This window comes from Amycolatopsis bullii, from assembly GCF_014654205.1.
Lineage (GTDB): Bacteria > Actinomycetota > Actinomycetes > Mycobacteriales > Pseudonocardiaceae > Amycolatopsis > Amycolatopsis plumensis.
The window spans coordinates 28,145-42,747 of the sequence record NZ_BNAW01000002.1 but is presented as its reverse complement, the minus strand read 5'-3'; the positions used below and the strand labels follow the sequence as shown (position 1 = coordinate 42,747).

15 protein-coding genes and 4 tRNA genes are annotated in these 14,603 nt (G+C 69.0%); 7 read left to right on the top strand and 12 right to left on the bottom strand.

The window, feature by feature from the left end; genetic code table 11:
* Positions 1-8: 8 nt before the first annotated feature.
* A complete protein-coding gene (gene groL, locus IE317_RS02730) occupies positions 9-1,658 on the top strand; it encodes a chaperonin GroEL (RefSeq protein WP_191306428.1) in 1,650 nt (549 codons plus the stop codon).
* 69 nt (positions 1,659-1,727) lie between these two features.
* Here groL and IE317_RS02725 read toward each other — a convergent pair whose 3' ends face one another.
* On the bottom strand, positions 1,728-2,213 hold the full coding sequence (locus tag IE317_RS02725; RefSeq protein ID WP_191306427.1) for an enoyl-CoA hydratase-related protein: 486 nt from the start codon (positions 2,211-2,213) through the stop codon (positions 1,728-1,730).
* Positions 2,214-2,621: 408 nt separating this feature from the next.
* Between IE317_RS02725 and IE317_RS02720 the strand changes: the two genes are divergently transcribed.
* On the top strand, positions 2,622-3,182 hold the full coding sequence (locus IE317_RS02720) for a hypothetical protein (protein ID WP_191306426.1): 561 nt from the start codon (positions 2,622-2,624) through the stop codon (positions 3,180-3,182).
* Positions 3,183-3,376: 194 nt separating this feature from the next.
* Here IE317_RS02720 and IE317_RS02715 read toward each other — a convergent pair whose 3' ends face one another.
* Both IE317_RS02715 and IE317_RS02710 read right to left on the bottom strand, forming a co-directional pair.
* Positions 3,377-3,862 (bottom strand): universal stress protein, encoded by a 486-nt coding sequence (locus IE317_RS02715; RefSeq protein ID WP_191306425.1) that lies wholly within the window; start codon positions 3,860-3,862, stop codon positions 3,377-3,379.
* 11 nt (positions 3,863-3,873) lie between these two features.
* Positions 3,874-5,409: an MDR family MFS transporter gene (locus tag IE317_RS02710; RefSeq protein ID WP_191306789.1), complete on the bottom strand. Its 1,536-nt coding sequence runs from the start codon at positions 5,407-5,409 to the stop codon at positions 3,874-3,876.
* A 118-nt stretch (positions 5,410-5,527) separates the two neighbouring features.
* On the opposite strand from IE317_RS02710, the gene IE317_RS02705 reads away from it, so the two are divergent.
* Positions 5,528-6,109, top strand: a complete 582-nt coding sequence (locus IE317_RS02705; RefSeq protein ID WP_191306424.1) for a TetR/AcrR family transcriptional regulator — start codon at positions 5,528-5,530, stop codon at positions 6,107-6,109.
* Here IE317_RS02705 and IE317_RS02700 read toward each other — a convergent pair.
* The 4 genes from IE317_RS02700 to IE317_RS02685 form a co-directional block, all read right to left on the bottom strand.
* Complete coding sequence (locus IE317_RS02700) at positions 6,059-7,315, bottom strand: NAD(P)/FAD-dependent oxidoreductase (protein WP_191306423.1); 1,257 nt, start codon at positions 7,313-7,315, stop codon at positions 6,059-6,061. The two genes, IE317_RS02705 and IE317_RS02700, sit on opposite strands and share 51 nt — an antisense overlap.
* Positions 7,312-7,503, bottom strand: coding sequence for a ferredoxin (locus IE317_RS02695; protein ID WP_191306422.1), 192 nt, complete (start codon positions 7,501-7,503; stop codon positions 7,312-7,314). The genes IE317_RS02700 and IE317_RS02695 overlap by 4 nt, the downstream gene beginning before the upstream one ends.
* A gap of 27 nt (positions 7,504-7,530) precedes the next feature.
* Positions 7,531-8,760: a cytochrome P450 gene (locus IE317_RS02690; protein ID WP_191306421.1), complete on the bottom strand. Its 1,230-nt coding sequence runs from the start codon at positions 8,758-8,760 to the stop codon at positions 7,531-7,533.
* 89 nt (positions 8,761-8,849) lie between these two features.
* On the bottom strand, positions 8,850-9,299 hold the full coding sequence (locus IE317_RS02685; RefSeq protein WP_191306420.1) for a MarR family transcriptional regulator: 450 nt from the start codon (positions 9,297-9,299) through the stop codon (positions 8,850-8,852).
* Between the two features lie 167 nt (positions 9,300-9,466).
* Here IE317_RS02685 and IE317_RS02680 point away from each other — a divergent pair, with 167 nt between their 5' ends.
* A complete protein-coding gene (locus IE317_RS02680; protein ID WP_191306419.1) occupies positions 9,467-9,829 on the top strand; it encodes a MarR family winged helix-turn-helix transcriptional regulator in 363 nt (120 codons plus the stop codon).
* A gap of 880 nt (positions 9,830-10,709) precedes the next feature.
* On the opposite strand, the gene IE317_RS02675 is transcribed toward IE317_RS02680, so the two are convergent.
* Positions 10,710-11,099, bottom strand: coding sequence for a histone-like nucleoid-structuring protein Lsr2 (locus IE317_RS02675; RefSeq protein WP_191306418.1), 390 nt, complete (start codon positions 11,097-11,099; stop codon positions 10,710-10,712).
* Positions 11,100-11,318: 219 nt separating this feature from the next.
* On the opposite strand from IE317_RS02675, the gene IE317_RS02670 reads away from it, so the two are divergent.
* Positions 11,319-11,657, top strand: a complete 339-nt coding sequence (locus IE317_RS02670; protein ID WP_191306417.1) for a helix-turn-helix domain-containing protein — start codon at positions 11,319-11,321, stop codon at positions 11,655-11,657.
* A gap of 194 nt (positions 11,658-11,851) precedes the next feature.
* Positions 11,852-12,238, top strand: coding sequence for a hypothetical protein (locus IE317_RS44235; protein ID WP_229902427.1), 387 nt, complete (start codon positions 11,852-11,854; stop codon positions 12,236-12,238).
* Positions 12,239-13,050: 812 nt separating this feature from the next.
* Here the strand turns inward: IE317_RS44235 and IE317_RS02660 are convergent.
* From IE317_RS02660 to IE317_RS02645, 4 genes are all read right to left on the bottom strand, one after another.
* Positions 13,051-13,122: transfer RNA gene (locus IE317_RS02660), tRNA-Val, on the bottom strand.
* Between the two features lies 1 nt (position 13,123).
* A tRNA-Cys gene (locus IE317_RS02655) sits at positions 13,124-13,194 on the bottom strand.
* Between the two features lie 24 nt (positions 13,195-13,218).
* Positions 13,219-13,291 (bottom strand) — tRNA-Gly (locus IE317_RS02650).
* A 112-nt stretch (positions 13,292-13,403) separates the two neighbouring features.
* The gene (locus IE317_RS02645; RefSeq protein WP_013227152.1) at positions 13,404-13,829 is read right to left on the bottom strand and encodes an SsgA family sporulation/cell division regulator; all 426 of its coding nucleotides are present in this window, start codon (positions 13,827-13,829) and stop codon (positions 13,404-13,406) included.
* A 391-nt stretch (positions 13,830-14,220) separates the two neighbouring features.
* Between IE317_RS02645 and IE317_RS02640 the strand changes: the two genes are divergently transcribed.
* A tRNA-Val gene (locus IE317_RS02640) sits at positions 14,221-14,292 on the top strand.
* Positions 14,293-14,603 lie beyond the last annotated feature (311 nt).

Genomic DNA, 14,603 nt, shown 5'->3' with positions numbered 1-14,603 from the left:
GAAAGATCATGGCCAAGGAGCTGCGGTTCAGCGTCGATGCGCGGCGCCAGCTCGAGCTGGGGGTCAATGCCCTGGCCGACGCGGTGAAGGTGACCCTGGGGCCGAAGGGCCGCAACGCGGTGCTGGAGAAGCTGACCGGCCCCCCGACCATCACCAACGACGGCGTGACGATCGCCCGGGAGATCCAGCTGGAGGAACCCTTCGCCAACATGGGCGCCCAGCTGGTCAAGGAAGTCGCGATGAAGACCAACGGCGCGGTCGGCGACGGCACGACGACCGCCACCGTGCTCGCCCAGGCGATGGTGCGGGAGGGTCTGGCCGCGCTGAGCGAGGGCGCAAACCCCATGCGGGTCCGCCGCGGCATCGAAGAGACCGTCGAAGCCGTCGTCGAGCGGCTGCGCAAGTCCGCGGTCGAGGTCGCCGGCGAAGCCGAGCTGGAACGGATCGCGACACTGGCCGCCAGCGACGACGAACGCATCGGCCGGGTCATCGCGCAGGCCCTGTCCGCGGTCGGCCGTCAAGGCGTCGTCGAGGTCGAGGAGTCCGACTCGCCGGGGCTGAGCGTCGACGTGGTCGACGGGATCGAGTTCGACCACGGCTACACCTCGCCCTACATGGTCACCGACCGCGACCGGATGGAAGTGAGCTTCGACAACGCCGTCATCCTGCTCACCAACAAGAAGATCAGCCAGGTGCAGGACCTGATGCCCACCGTCGAGGCGGCCCGGCGCGCCGACCGGCCGCTGGTGATCCTCGCCGAGAACGTCGACGGCCCGGCCCTGCAGATGATCGTCAGCGGCAACGTCCACCGCACCTTCGCCGCGGCCGTCGTGCGCGCACCCGGCTTCGGCCACCGGCGGGTGGCCGAGCTGGAAGACCTGGCGGCCGCGCTCGGCGGCCGGGTCGTCAGCGAGGACTCCGGCGTCACCCTGGCCGAGGTCACCGAGCAGGACCTGGGCCGCTGCGAGCACATCACGATCACGGAGGACACGACGACCATCGTGGGCGGCGCGGGCGGCGAGGCCACCGTGCGGGCGCGGATCGGACAGCTCGAGAAACAGCTCGAACGGGCGCGGATCGAACATGACCAGGACAGCCTCAAACTCCGGATCGCCCGGCTGTCCGGCAGCATCGCCGTCGTGCACGTCGGCGCGGCGACCAGCGTGGAGCTCAAGGAGCGGATGCTGCGCGTCGAGGACTCGCTGGCCGCGGCACGGGCGGCCCTGGAAGAGGGGGTGGTCGCCGGCGGCGGCGCGGCACTGGCGCAGGCCGCGATCACCGTCGAGCTGCCCGGCCTCGAGGGCGACGCGGCCCAGGGGCGGGAAATCGTGCGGCGCGCGCTCGGCGAGCCGTTGCACTGGATCGCGGAGAACGCCGGCTACGAGGGCGCCGAGGTGCGCGAGCGGGTCGCGGGCATGGCCAACGGACAGGGATTCGACGCCCTGACCGGCAGCTACTGCGATCTCTTCGCCGCCGGAGTCATCGACCCGCTGAAGGTGACTCGCTCGGCGTTGGAGAGTGCGGCCTCGATCGCCGCGCTGCTGATCACCACCGAGACCGCGGTCGTGGAGAAGGTGCTGGTCAACCCGGGAGCGATCATCGCGCCGGGCGTCGGCGACCTGGCCGAGGGCATGGTCCGCCCGTCGAACATCTACTGACCGGATCGCGCGAGGTGCGCGCCACGGGCAATCCGTGGCGCGCACCTTGGCGTGTCGGCAGGTCCGTGCCTACCCGGCCGCGGCTCGCGGCCGCAACCGGTCGGCCAGCGTGAGCGCGTGGTCGAGCAGGTTCGCCGGGGCGGTGGTGTGTTCGACCAGCCCGGCGGCCCAGGCCGCCGTCACCCCGTACCGCACGCCGTGCTCCGGCGCGATGACACCGCCGGACATGATGCGGACGTCCGCGGCCTCGGCCAGCGCCCAGCCCGCGCCGATGGCGTCCCCGTTGATCGCGGCGGCGACGGGATGCGGGTGAGCGGCGATCGCGCGCCGCACCTCGTGCACGCGGCTCAGCACCTTGGCCTTGACGAGGTCGCTGTCGGCGGCGATATCGGGAGCGAAGACGTCGCCGATGCCCGTCAGCACGATCGAGCGATCCGAACCGATGTAGGTGAGTGCCGCGCCCAGGCGATCCAGCAGGCAGCTGTCCATCGTGTGCCGGGACAGCGCCCGCAGACGGACCACCACCACTCCCCGGAGGTACTGGAGGTCAAGCATGGCGTCCTCCTCGACACGGGCAAGGTCGCGGAAAGCCCGCAACGGGCAGCGTAGAGCGGCGACAGGACGTCTTCGGTCTCAGATTGAGACCAGCCGTCCAGCCATCCGAGCGGTGGCCAGCTACGACGACGAAGGATTGGACGCGGCCATCGACTGGTGCTGCGAGCACATGGCGGACGACGACACGATCTCCGTGTGGACGCACTTGAAGTCCAACCTGCGAACGACTTGAGCAGTTCGTAGCTCGCTATCGGAACGTCGAGCACGTAACCGGCCGGGGCGGTGGTTACCTTCGCCGCCGTGGTCCGGTCTGATGGCCTGGCCGGACATGTCCGACATAGGGCAGCTGATCCAGGAGGGCGGTAACCGTGTCCGAGCGCCGAGCTGACACCTGAACTCGATGGTGTCGTGACCGAGGCCCTCGAAAGCGTGACCCGCTCGGTGAACCACAACAACACCATCTCGGCGGCCTTCGAAAAAGATCACGTCGTGAGCACCTTGCTCGCTCTGCGCGACGCTGGGATCGACATGGACGCTGAAGCCATCGAAGGTTGGGCGCTGGCGCCGCATACGGCGTTGGGACTTGCCCCGGATTGGCCTGGTGGAGATCCTTCCCGCGCCCAGGCTCGACCTCTGTATAACGTTCTATTCGGTTCAGTGTGGGTGCTGCCCAACCCGGAAGGCCAACTCGGCCTCCGAGCTGAACAAACGCGAATGGTGGTCGGAGGGCTCGTTCGCGTCGCTGATCGTTTCGTGTGTTGCGGGAGACCGGGCTATGCGTCGACAGGCCTTGATGATCGGGCGGCGGGCGTGGTCTTCGTGGTTGATCTCAGTGGGCAACGCGAGGTCGGCGATGGTGGCGGCTGGAGGCTGCGCTGGGCCGTCGCGCTAGCCGACGCCGGCGCCGAAACTCGTCCGTCGCGGAGTGCTCCGCCGACGCGCTGCGCGAGGTGGCCGAACCGACGGTGACCGAGCCGCGTGCGTCCCGGATGGCGGCGGTCTGGCCGGGGTCGCCGTGGTAGGAGAGAACTCGCGGGCGTCGGCGAACAGGCCGTGCCGACCTCGCCGGTGGGCCACTCCTCAGCGGTGATAGCGGTGGCACCGATGGCCTCCGTGCTTGGTGCGCGGGACTCGGACCGAGGGCGACCGGCATGGGCGCGAGGTCAAGGAACCACGAGGACGGGCCAGTGTCCGGCCCGGATCAGCTTGGTGGCGACGGAACCGGCGAAGCGGTGGCCCGCCTTCTGCGAGGCGCCGACCACGACCGTGTCGACCTGGTTGTGGTCGGCGGCGTCGCGCAGCGCCGTGTACGGGTCGCCGAACGTCTTCAGCAGCGAGACGGGGACTTGCAGTTCCGTGGCGGCCGTACGCATCTGCTCGCGCAATTCGGCGTAGAGGTGGGTTGTCGTGTCGTGTTCGAGCATGGTTGCGGCTGCCGGCCGCAGCGGGATCAGCGGTGCGGGACAGGCGACGAAGGCGATGATGAGCCGGCTGTCTTGGCGGCGAGCCAGGCCGAAGGCGAAAGCTGCGGCCCGCATGGCCGTGTCGGACCCGTCGACGCCGGCCAGGATGGCCCGCGCCGAGGGGTCCCGGCGCGGGCCGAACTGCTCCATGGTGGACGCGAACGCACTGGGCTCGGCCCCGCTCATCGTCAGCCTTCCTACCGGGTGACTGGGTTCGGTTCGGCGGTCTCCTTCTGCTGCGCGAGGTCGATCGTGGTGCGCAGGGTGACCGGCTTGAGCGCCAGTGCCGCGATCACCCCGATGACCGCGACTGCCGCGGAAATCAGGAAGATGTGCGCGGTCGCGTCGCCGTACACGGTGTGCACCACCGTCTGGACCTGCGGCGGCAGCGCCTTGAGGTTGAGGGCGCTGACACTGCCCGTGGAGGCCTGGCCGGCGGGCACGTGCAGGGCCGCGGACAGGTCGGCGGTGACCCGGTTGGCGAGGACGGCGCCGAGCACCGAGACGCCGATGGTGCCGCCGAGCGACCGGAAGAACGTCACCGATGCGCTCGCTGCGCCGAGGTCCCGCAGCGGGACGTCGTTCTGCACCGACAGCACGAGGTTCTGCATGGTCATGCCGACCCCGATGCCGACCACGGCCATCGCGATGCCGATGATCCACAGCGGGGTGGCGTGGTCGACCATGCCGAGTCCGAGGAACCCGAGCACGAGGATGATCGTGCCGGCCACGATGTACGGCTTGATCTTGCCGGTGCGGCTGATCAGCCGCCCGGACACGGTGGAGGACACGAGCACGCCGGCCATCATCGGCATGGTCAGGAGACCGGCCTCGGTGGGCGTGTAGCCGCGCCCGATCTGGAAGTACTGACCGAGGAACACCGCGCCGCCGAACATCGCCATGCCGACCGCGAGGCTCGCGATGATCGCGAGCGCGGGCGTCCGCTGGACGACGATGTGCAGCGGCACGACGGGTTCGCGGACCTTCTTCTCCACCAGCACGGCGGCCGCGAGCAGCACGAGCCCGGCCGCGACCATCACCGCGGTCTGCCAGGAGAGCCAGTCGAAGGAGTTGCCGACGAAGGACACCCAGATCAGCAGGACGCTGACGCCGGCGGCGATGAGGCCGGCGCCGAGGTAGTCGACGTGGACGTTCTCGCGGCGCACGGTCTTCAGCTTCAGGGTGCGCTGAAGCACGACGAACGCGATGACCGCGATCGGCACGCCGACGAAGAAGCACCAGCGCCAGCCCAGCCACGGCACGTCCACGATCAGGCCGCCCAGCAGCGGGCCGCCGACCGTCGCGACGGCCATGACGGCGCCGAGGTAGCCGTTGTACCGGCCGCGTTCGCGCGGCGGGATGATCGCGGCGATCACGACCTGGACCAGGGCCTGCAGCCCGCCGACGCCGATGCCCTGGAAGGCGCGGGCGGCGATCAGCTGGCCGGTGTTCTGGCTGAGCCCGCTGATCATCGAGCCGGCCACGAAGATCACGATGGCCACCTGGACCAGGGTCTTCTTGTTGAACAGGTCGGCGAGCTTGCCCCAGATCGGGGTGGTGGCCGTGGCGGCGAGCAGCGTCGCGGTGACGACCCACGTGTACTGCGTCTGGGTGCCGTTCAGCGAGCCGATGATCAGTGGCAGCGACGTCGACACGACCGTCGAGCTGATCATGGCCACGAACAGGGCCAGCAGCAGGCCGGACAGCGATTCCAGCACCTCGCGGTGCCGCATGGCCCCGTCCGCGGTGTCTCTCTCGGTTTTCACAGCACCCCTTCACGTCCGGGTAAATTATTGCCCACTGTGCAAACTTGCACAATGGGCAGTGTATTCCCGTCGCTAGGCTGACCGCATGGACACCCTCGACTCGCTGCGGACGCGCAAGAAGGCGGCCACTCGCCAGTCGCTCCACGAGGCCGCGCTGCGGCTGGCGATGGAACGGGGACTCGACGGCGTGACCGTCGAGGACATCGCCGACGAGGTGGGCGTGTCCCGGCGGACGTTCTCCAACTACTTCGCGAACAAGGAAGACGCGGTCCTGCACGCCGACCGCGAGCGGACCAGGGAGCTGGTGTCCCTGCTCGAGGCGAGGCCCGCGGCGGAGGAGCCGTGGCAGGCGCTGCGCGCGGCTTGCGGCGAGCTGTACCGCGACCGGGTGATCCCCGACCGCGAGTGGGTGGCGCAGCTGCGGCTGCTCCGGCGGCATCCCTCGCTGCTCGCGCAGCAGGCCGCCGACCAGATGGCCCTGGAACGCGACCTGGCGGCGGTCCTGATGGCCCGGGGGCGCGGCATCGACGAGGAGTCCGCTCACCTCATGGCGGCGACGTTCCTCGCCGCCGTGCGAGTCGGGAGCGTCCGGTGGCTCGAAGGATCGGCTACGCGATCACTGCACGACCTCGTCGATGATCTGCTTGGTCGCGTTCACCTGCGGTGACTGCGGCATGGCGGCCCGGCTCCCGGCCGCCGACACCAGCGGCGCCTGCTCGACGACGAGCCGGCGCGCTTCGCGGACCCGCCGCGGCTCGTCCCAGCCGAGCACGCCGACCACGGTGTCGTCCCGGACGTAGGCGGCGATGAACTTGCGTTCGTCGAAGCCGCCGTCGAGGAGCTGGACGCGGGCGTCTTCGGGGAAGATGCCGTAGGCCTGGATCTTGGTGTCGTACTGGTCGGTCCAGAAGTACGGCACCGGCGCGAACGGCTTCGCCTCGCCCATGATCGCGGCCGCGACGGCCATGCCCTGCTCGGTCGCGTTCATCCGGTGCTCCAGTCGCATCCGCAGGCCGAAGTGGGTGTTCGGCCAGGATGCGACGTCTCCGGCGGCGTAGACGCCGGGGGCGGCGCGGCAGAACTCGTCGCATTCGACGCCGTTGCCCAGGGGCAGGCCCGACTCCACCAGCCAGGTGGTGGCCGGCGTGGAGCCGACGGCGACGAGCACGAGGTCGGCGTCCAGCACGGATTCGTCGGCGAGCTCGACGCCGATGACGCGGCCGCCGCTGCCGAGAAAACGGGCGACACCGACGCCGCAGCGCAGCGTGGTGCCGTGATCGCGGTGCAGTCGGCCGACGAGATCGCCGACACGGTCGCCGAACTGGCGGCGCATCGGCACCGACAGCGGGTCGACGAGGGTCACCTCCAGATCCATCCGCCGGGCGACGGCGGCGACCTCGGCGCCGAGGAACCCGGCGCCGACGACGACCACCTTGGGACCCGCGAGCAGCCCGGTGCGCAGGGCGAGCGCGTCGTCCAGGGTGCGCAGGCGGTGCACGCCGTCGAGGTTCGTGCCGGGCAGCTCGCGCGGGGTTACGCCGGTCGCGATCACGAGGGCGTCGTACTCCAGCGTGGCTCCGTCGTCGAGGGAGACCCGCCGGGTGGCGGGGTCGAGGCCGGTCGCGCGGTGGCCGAGCAACAGGGTCGCGTCGAGGCCGCGCAGGGCGTCGTCGTCGCGGAGCCGGACGCGTTCGGGGACCCAGGTGCCGGCCAGGATCTGCTTGGACAGCGGGGGCCGGTCGTAGGGCGGGTGGGGTTCGTCGCCGACGAGGGTCAGTTTCCCGTCGTAGCCGCGTTTGCGGAGGTTCTCGGCGGTGGTGAGGCCGGCGGCGGACGCGCCGCCCACGACCACGTGCCGGGGTAGGTCGCTCATTCCTCGATCCGGATGGCCAGTGCGGGGCAGATCGCGGCGGCTTCCCGGACGTCGGCGGCGTGCGCCTCACTCGGGTTTTCCTGGAGCAGCACGGCGATGCCGTTGTCGTCCTGGTCGAAGACGTCGCCGGCGGCGAGGACGCACTGCCCCGACGCGACGCAGGCGTCCTGGTCGATGATGACCTTCATGAGTTCCTCCTTTGTGGACAGTCCGGATTACCAGGTGACCGGCAGTTCGTAGACGCCGTAGACCTGGCCGTCGTGCTTGAACGGGAGCTCGTCGACGCTGGTGGCGAGGCTCAAGGTCGGAATGCGGCGGAAGAGGCTCGCGTAGGCGACCTGCAGTTCGACGCGGGCGAGGGGCTGGCCGAGGCACTGGTGCACGCCGAAGCCGAACGCGACGTGGCGGCGGGCGTCGCGGGTGATGTCGAGCCGGTCGGGGTCGGCGAACACCTCGGGGTCACGGTTGCCGACTTCGCCGGCGAACACGATGCCCTCGCCGGCCCGGATCGTCACGCCCCCGTACTCGATGTCGGCCAGTGCCACCCGCCGCCGTCCCATGTGGACGATGGTGAGGTAGCGCAGCAGCTCTTCGACCGCGCCGGCGACCAGCTTCGGGTCCTCGGTTTCCCGCAGGAGGGTGAGCTGGTCCGGGTGCTCCAGCAGGGCCACGGTACCGAGGGCGATCATGTTGGCGGTGGTCTCGTGCCCCGCCACCAGCAGAAGCATGCCCATCGCCGCGGCCTCGCGCCGGGTCAGCTCGCCGGCGCGGACGCGCTGGGTGGCGAGGTCGGTGAGCAGGTCGTCACCGGGGTCCGTGAGCTTGCGGCCCAGCAGGTCGTCGATGTAGTCGACCAGGCGTTGCTGCGCGGCCAGCGCGTCCTCCGTCGGCGTGTCGCGCTTGACCAGGAGCCGGCTGTTCTGCTGGAAGAAGCCGTGGTCTTCGTAGGGCACGCCGAGCAGTTCGCAGATGACCAGGGACGGCATCGGCAAGGCGAACGCCTGGACCAGGTCGACCGGCTTCGGACCGGCGAGGAGGTCGTTGAGCAGGCCGTCGACGATCCGCTGGATCGCGGAGCGCATCGCCTCGATGCGCTTGATGGCGAACGGCGCGGTGACCATCCGCCGGAGCCGGGCGTGGTCGGGGTCGTCCATGGAGATGAAACTCCGAGCCTGCGTGCGGCGGGCCAGCATGGCCGGGGTGGTGCTGGGGTAGCCGGCGCGCGTGGGGTCCGCGCTCACCCGGGGGTCGGCCAGCAGGGCGCGGAAGTCCTCGTGCCGGGTGACCAGCCACGGCGTACTGCCGTCCCACAGGCTCGTCCGGGTGATCGACGCCTGCTCCTGCAGTTCACGGATGCGGGGCGAGGGATCGAACGGGCAGCCCTGCGCCCGTGGGGCGGGATACTCCGGCTGCGCGGACCGCTCCGGCTCGAGCGAGGTGGTCATGGTGCTCCCTTCGAACGGTTGGTAGGCGGTTGCCTACTTTCGGTCACGGGTCGTGGGCGTGCGAAAACACCCGGCGTGAGCCGGGGTGGTCAGGCCTCGGCGGCCGCGGAGCTGGGGTGGCGGGCGGCGTCGACGAGTCGGCGGACCACGGGCAGGGCCACCGTCATGGCCAGCCGCAGGGCGGCCGCGTCCTCGTCGGGCAGTACTGCCAGCAGGTCGGCGAGGCGCTGGTGGCGCGCGGCGCGGCGCTCGGCGAGCAGGGCGCGGCCGGGTTCGGTGAGGGCGACGAGCGAGGCGCGGCCGTCTTCGGGGTCGGCGATCCGGGACACGAGCCCCTGTCGCTCCAGGCGCTGGACGAGCTGGCTCATCGACGGCTGGCTGACCGCCTCGGCCGTGGCGAGCGTCGTCAAGCGAAGCGGGCCTTCGTGCTGCAGCCGGGACATGCAGGCCAAAGCTGTCATCGACAGGCCCTCCCGGCCGGTCAGGTGGCGGACGACGAGGCCGACCATCTCGTCCAGCGCTTCTGCGGTGTCGTCCATAGGTCAACTTGTATCACTGGATTATGTTGCTGTCTAACGTGCTGCGCCATCGGCCACGCGCTGTGTAACCGAATCACCGGAACGGCTGCATGTTGAATCAGTCACTTCGGCGAGAAGGCACAAAATTTAGATAGGTAAGCTATGTAGTTAGCGTGTACCACTAACCCGTGGAGACCGACGCGGGAAAGATCTCCGGGGACCTCTACGAAGTCGTCGGAAAACTCACGCAATGGCTGCGCTGCCACGGCGGCGAGCTGAGCCCGACCGCCGCGGCCGTCCTCGTCCGGCTGGCTCGGCACGGGCCGGCTCGCGCGAGCGCGCTCGCCGCCCACGTGCGGGTCGCCTTGCCGACCATGACGGCGTTGCTCACGCGGCTGGCCGGACAGGAGCTGGTCCGGCGGGAAACGAACCGGGCGGACGGCCGCGCGGCGGGTAGTCTGCATGCTGCCGCCGGGGGCCAGGACCGCACCTGCGAGCGGGTCAGCCTTCCCGGATGGCTGTGCGAAGCGCAAGCCGCAGCGGCCCCTTAGTAGTGGAGATCGCCTCCCGCGGCTGGCTGCTGAGCTGGTCGTCGTCGGCGGCCTCGACGGCGGTTTGGGCGATATTGCTGGTCTCGTTGTGGTGGACGCCGAGGGCGGCGCGCAGCAGGAAGGTGTAGGTGGAGGACCGGCCGCCGCCGGCGTAGCCGAAGGCGTGACGGCCGACCGTCGGTGGGACCGGCCGGTTTGCGGCGCCCGTCCGGGGTGGTGGTCAGCGCGAGCAGTGCGGCGGTGTCGTCAACGGCGGGCCGGGGAGCCGTTTTCCAAGGTGATCTGGCCTGGTGCAGATGTATGTCTCCGTTGACCGACTGGGTCCGCATGACCGCGCTGGAACCGCGCCATCGACTTGGTTGCCACCCCAAGGCCCGCTCACGGCGATCGATACTAGCGGGGCCCGCGGCGTTCGTTCGAGTTTCGGTGAAGCGATCGACAACCGTGAGGCGTCCACACTGCGTAGTTCGCGAACTGGCGTCTTCACTGGAGCTGCAAGTCCGTGCCAGATTTCAGGGTGGGGTTATAGATCAACTCGGTCCTCCGACTGTAACCAAGCCCTGCCGGGAAGAGCGCGGTTGGGCGGACGGAATTTCACGTGGTTGCGCCCGGCGGACTGGACATCTACGCCGACTAGCCTAGGTCACTTCCGGCCGCTCTAGCCGAGACGCACCTGACGGCTGCCACCTTGGGAGCTGGTGGGCTGGAAAGCTGGCCACCGCATGTCTCCAGTGAAGCCTATTGCCGGAGTTAGGAGCGTCGATGTGCTGCAAGCGGCACGTCATCGCTACTTTGGAGGGGCCGTGAGAATTCGGAGGTGCTTCGGTGCTGATGGAGCATCATTTTCGTGGTTTGGGGCGCCGCTTCGCCGTGGGCCCGGTCAGGCGCTCCGATTGGTTTCCGTGCTGAGCCGCTGGCGAGATGAGTGGTATGCCTCGATGACTGTCTTCGCGATGCGGCCCTGATCGGCTACTTCATGCCCGCTTGCTCGAGCCCGCCTGCGGATGTCGCGAGTAGCCGTGTAGTTCTTACTTGGCTCCGGTTCCTGTTTCGTGCTGTCGGTCGGCTGGCCGACGGCGACTTTGATCCGGCGGCCTTCGGTTCGCCGTGCGGCTGCCACATACGGTCCCAGTGCTTCGCGTAGTGCGGTGGCGTTCGTTGCGGACAGGTCGATCTCGTAAGCGACGCCGTCGAGTCCGAACGGGACGGTCTGCTCGGCGGGACTGCCGTTCGTGTCGTCGAGTATCTCGATCGTGACCCTCTTGGCCATCCGTTCATCCTTTTCGTTCTGGCGCTGGTTCGTATATCGGTTCGTCGAATAGTAGCTTCGCGGAAGCGCGGGGCGTGTTGGGGTTTGCTCACGTCCGAGGCTCTTTAAGTTTCTTTCTGGAACGTATTGACTGTAGGTCGTGTTTCGTTGTGGATATGTGTGCTGGGTTGAACACTTCCCTGATCGGCTCGATTTCTGACAACAAGAATGGAGTGCGTAATGGAGCTCGAATGCGACCACGGAAACGGAGAGGGCTGTGCGGTCGCCATGGCCATCCGCGAGCTTGCCGCGGCGGTGCGGGCGACCGTGCCGGAGCCGCCGGCGGATCCGGATGCGTTGCTGACTGCGGAGGAGGTGGGGGAGTTGTTGCAGCTGTCGCCGAGGACGTTGAAGGACCAGGCGGCTGCTGGGGTGCTGCCGCATCACCGGTTCGGCAAGCACTACCGGTTCACCCGCGCCGATGTCGCCGAGATCGTACGTCTCAGCGCGGCACCGGTGAAGCCGCCGCGACTACGAGTGTCCGTTGAGGACCTTGCCAAGGATTTCCGTGCCGCGTGAGGCGGGGCGGAGTAATAGAGAAGACGAGGAGTGAAGGATGGCCTACGGCCAGGAAGGGCCGGGAACCGGTGAGTGGCGGGCTCGGTACAAGCGTCCGGACGGGACGTGGGGGAGCAAGTCAGGCTTCCCGACGGAGAAAAGCGGCCGAGGACTGGGGTCTTGAGCAGGAGGCGCTGATCCGGCGGAACCTGTGGTTGGACCCGCGCGACGGTGAGACGCGGTTCGGAGACTTCGCGGAGGAGTCGCTCGAGGCGGTCGCGCCGCGGTTGGAGCTGAACACGATTGCTAAGTACCGGTCGTTCCTCGACAACCAGCTGCTGCCGCAGTGGAACGCGTGGCCGCTGGTGGCGATCTTCAACGGGTACGTCGAGATCGAGCGGTGGCTCTCGGAGCTGCACGAGGACTACGCCGAGTCGTCGGTGTCGTCCTACTTCGCGTTGTTTTCCACCATTCTGAACGGTGCGGTGCGGGCCCGGATGATCCCGTGCAACGGCGTTCGGTTGTCCATGGGGGAGTTTCGACACCGAGCGGCTCGTGGGCACGCCGGCGCAGGCGTTGCGGGCTGCTATGCGGCTCTATGAGCTGGGGTTGGGTAAGTCTGGGTTCGTGCTGTGCCTGATGGATGTCTATACCGGCGCCCGATGGGGCGAACTTGTCGGGCAGCAGCGGCACGAATACGACTCCGAACGCCGCGGCATCGAGATCCGGACGCCGTTGAAGGAGGTGGCGGGGAAGGTCTACAAAGGAGGCCGGAAGAGCGATGATCATCACGCGGCTGGTCGCCAGCGGCCGCCGACGCGGCGCGGGAACTCGCGGCCGAAGAAGGGCCGGACCAAGACACCTGCGGGCACGCGCTTCGTGGCGCTGCCGCCCGGGATCGCGGTGGTCTACGAGGAGCTGATGGACAGCCACCGGGAACCCTTCGTGCTGTGCACGCCGGAGGGGCATCCGTGGCGGCGGTCCAACTTCCGGATCCGGTTCTGGCGGCCGGCGTGGGACGGTGTCGAACTGGACGACGCTGGCGCGGGGGAGCGGCGGCCGCCGATCCTGCCCACGTTCACCTTTCACGAAGGCCGTCACACGCACAGCACCTGGCTGACCGAGGACGGGATTCCGGAGGTCGCCCGCCGGGCGCGGCTGGGCCAGAAGATGAAGGGCATCGCCCGCGTCTACGACCACGTGACCCCGGCGATGGTCAACCAGATCCTGGACGCCCTGGAGGAACGCTGGCTGCGGTCCCTGGCCCCAGGCCAGGCGGTTCCCTCGGGAGGCGACCACCCCTGGGGGTCCGGGGGCGTGCCCACGGCGGGGGTGTGGGGGCTCGGCCCCCACAGGGCACGACGAAGAGAGCCCTGCTTGCGTGTTCCGCAAGCAGGGCTCTCCCGCTATCGAGTGCGCGATACTGGGATTGAACCAGTGACCTCTTCCGTGTCAGGGAAGCGCTCTCCCGCTGAGCTAATCGCGCGAGGTGGAGACGGGATTCGAACCCGTGTACACGGCTTTGCAGGCCGTTGCCTCGCCTCTCGGCCACTCCACCGTGACTAGGCCCGAGAGCCTATCGAGCGGATGACGGGATTCGAACCCGCGACCCTCACCTTGGCAAGGTGATGCGCTACCAGCTGCGCTACATCCGCATTCCGCAGCTCCGGGAACCCGAGTCCCCGTCGCCGTGGTGTGGGAAAACCATATCGGACCCCGAAAACGGGGCCGACACCGGGGTGTCACTCCGCCGTTGCGCGGCCGTCATCAGGCCAGATCGTGGGGGATGAGGTGGGTGAGGGCGTCGTCGACGTCGACCCACAGGTGCTCGTTGCCCGGGAGGACCACGTCGTACGTGCGGTCGAGGAAGTCGGCCAGCTCCTGGGCGGACGCCTCGAACATGGCGTGCCCGGACGGCGAGTTCAGCTCGATCAGCACCGCTTCGGGGTCCTCGACCGACGGGCGGATGCGGACGTCGCCGTCGCCTGCGTCGGCCAGGAGGCCGTCCGCGAGGAGGTCGCGGGCGTACACCCACTCGACCCAGCCGGCGCGTCCGGTGCGGAAGGCGGCGACGACCGCGTACGGGTCGCGTGTGTCGTAGCGCAGCTCCACCTTGACCGGAACCGCGGGAGTCCGCGGCGCCAGCAGGTCGAAGACCGCCGTCGAGCGGAGCGTCACGTGATCGTTGCGCATCGTCCTACCCTTCGTCTCCCTTCCCGGCCCGGCCCGGCCGAGGGCGTCACTGCTTGGACGCATCAGGAGGCCGAATCCGTCGCGGGTGCGCCGCAGATCACCCGTCCGGGCTCTCCGGCCCCCTTCTCCACCCGTGACCACCCGCGGCGCGCAACTGACCGGCGCGCCCCGCGGGGCCCACGCCTCCATACTGCGCGGTTTAGTCGCCGGGCGATAGCACCGTCGCACGGATGTCGAACGTGGTGTCAGGCGGCCCCCCCGGCCGGACAACCCTGGCTAGCTCGGGGTTGTGCGTTCCGTACCCGCCGGTAAGCGGAGTGTGGTCGGTGAGGACCACCCGTTTGCAGGCGCCTGAAAGTCGTACGCTAAAGTTCACCTCAACACCGCTAGCGGGCGATTAGCTCAGCGGGAGAGCGCTTCGTTCACACCGAAGAGGTCACTGGTTCGATCCCAGTATCGCCCACCCGATAGCCGTGAGAGAGCCCTGATCGCCGGAGTGCGGACGGGGCTTTTTTCGTGACCGCCGCCGGCGCCCCCAGGCCGGGCCGCGTTTTCGCGGCGAGACCCACCAGTCCGGAAACCGGAGTGAACGATCCGTTCGGATCCTCCGTATCAGCTGGCAAGAGCGGTTCGCGCCCCCGCCGCGGGGCTCGCCGAACCTGCCTTCGAACGCTGCCGCCGCGGCGGGTTTCAGTAGAACGCCACCCCGTGGGAGGTCCGATGTGATCCTCGGCACGTCTCTGCGCCTGAGATCGCGTGACAACGCAGCGATGG

Bases quoted from the DNA above. Each gene is read 5' to 3' on its own strand.
- IE317_RS02695 (WP_191306422.1), bottom strand. From the start codon at position 7,503: ATGAAGGTCATCATCGACCAGGACGCCTGCGTCGCGTCGGGGCAGTGC.
- IE317_RS02690 (WP_191306421.1), bottom strand. From the start codon at position 8,760: ATGACCACCTCGCTCGAGCCGGAGCGGTCCGCGCAGCCGGAGTATCCC.
- IE317_RS02710 (WP_191306789.1), bottom strand. From the start codon at position 5,409: ATGCGGCACCGCGAGGTGCTGGAATCGCTGTCCGGCCTGCTGCTGGCC.
- IE317_RS02715 (WP_191306425.1), bottom strand. From the start codon at position 3,862: ATGAGCGGGGCCGAGCCCAGTGCGTTCGCGTCCACCATGGAGCAGTTC.
- IE317_RS02705 (WP_191306424.1), top strand. From the start codon at position 5,528: ATGGACACCCTCGACTCGCTGCGGACGCGCAAGAAGGCGGCCACTCGC.
- IE317_RS02670 (WP_191306417.1), top strand. From the start codon at position 11,319: ATGGAGCTCGAATGCGACCACGGAAACGGAGAGGGCTGTGCGGTCGCC.
- IE317_RS02685 (WP_191306420.1), bottom strand. From the start codon at position 9,299: ATGGACGACACCGCAGAAGCGCTGGACGAGATGGTCGGCCTCGTCGTC.
- IE317_RS02645 (WP_013227152.1), bottom strand. From the start codon at position 13,829: ATGCGCAACGATCACGTGACGCTCCGCTCGACGGCGGTCTTCGACCTG.
- IE317_RS02725 (WP_191306427.1), bottom strand. From the start codon at position 2,213: ATGCTTGACCTCCAGTACCTCCGGGGAGTGGTGGTGGTCCGTCTGCGG.
- IE317_RS02675 (WP_191306418.1), bottom strand. From the start codon at position 11,099: ATGGCCAAGAGGGTCACGATCGAGATACTCGACGACACGAACGGCAGT.
- groL (WP_191306428.1), top strand. From the start codon at position 9: ATGGCCAAGGAGCTGCGGTTCAGCGTCGATGCGCGGCGCCAGCTCGAG.
- IE317_RS02700 (WP_191306423.1), bottom strand. From the start codon at position 7,315: ATGAGCGACCTACCCCGGCACGTGGTCGTGGGCGGCGCGTCCGCCGCC.